General features: G+C 52.7%; 1 rRNA gene. It reads right to left on the bottom strand.

The window, feature by feature from the left end:
- Positions 1-1,033: ribosomal RNA gene (locus ACFTXQ_RS36720) — 23S ribosomal RNA — on the bottom strand; the annotation flags it as partial.

Genomic DNA, 1,033 nt, shown 5'->3' with positions numbered 1-1,033 from the left:
AGGGGATTCTCACCCCTCTTTCGCTACTCATACCGGCATTCTCACTTCTAAGCGCTCCACCAGTCCTTCCGGTCTGGCTTCACAGCCCTTAGAACGCTCTCCTACCACTGTTCGAAGAACAGTCCGCAGCTTCGGTGATACGTTTAGCCCCGGTACATTTTCGGCGCAGAGTCACTCGACCAGTGAGCTATTACGCACTCTTTAAATGGTGGCTGCTTCTAAGCCAACATCCTGGTTGTCTAAGCAACTCCACATCCTTTTCCACTTAACGTATACTTTGGGACCTTAGCTGGTGGTCTGGGCTGTTTCCCTTTCGACTACGGATCTTATCACTCGCAGTCTGACTCCCAAGGATAAGTCATTGGCATTCGGAGTTTGACTGAATTCGGTAACCCGGTAGGGGCCCCTAGTCCAATCAGTGCTCTACCTCCAAGACTCTTACCTTGAGGCTAGCCCTAAAGCTATTTCGGGGAGAACCAGCTATCTCCAGGTTCGATTGGAATTTCTCCGCTACCCCCACCTCATCCCCGAATTTTTCAACATTCGTGGGTTCGGGCCTCCAGTGCGTGTTACCGCACCTTCACCCTGGACAGGGGTAGATCACACGGTTTCGGGTCTACGACCACGTACTCATGCGCCCTATTCAGACTCGCTTTCGCTGCGGCTCCGCATCTTCTGCTTAACCTTGCACGGGATCGTAACTCGCCGGTTCATTCTACAAAAGGCACGCCATCACCCGTTAACGGGCTCTGACTACTTGTAGGCGCACGGTTTCAGGATCTCTTTCACTCCCCTTCCGGGGTGCTTTTCACCTTTCCCTCACGGTACTGGTTCACTATCGGTCACTAGGGAGTATTTAGCCTTGGGAGATGGTCCTCCCGGATTCCGACGGAATTTCACGTGTTCCGCCGTACTCAGGATCCACTCAGGAGAGAACGAAGTTTTGACTACAGGGCTGTTACCTCCTATGGCGGGCCTTTCCAGACCTCTTCATCTACCTCGTTCCTTTGTAACTCCGTACAGAGTGTCCTAC

The sequence above is a fragment of the Streptomyces sp. NPDC057010 genome (genome assembly GCF_042673805.1).
Taxonomy (GTDB): domain Bacteria; phylum Actinomycetota; class Actinomycetes; order Streptomycetales; family Streptomycetaceae; genus Streptomyces.
This window is presented reverse-complemented; position numbering and strand designations above follow the sequence as displayed.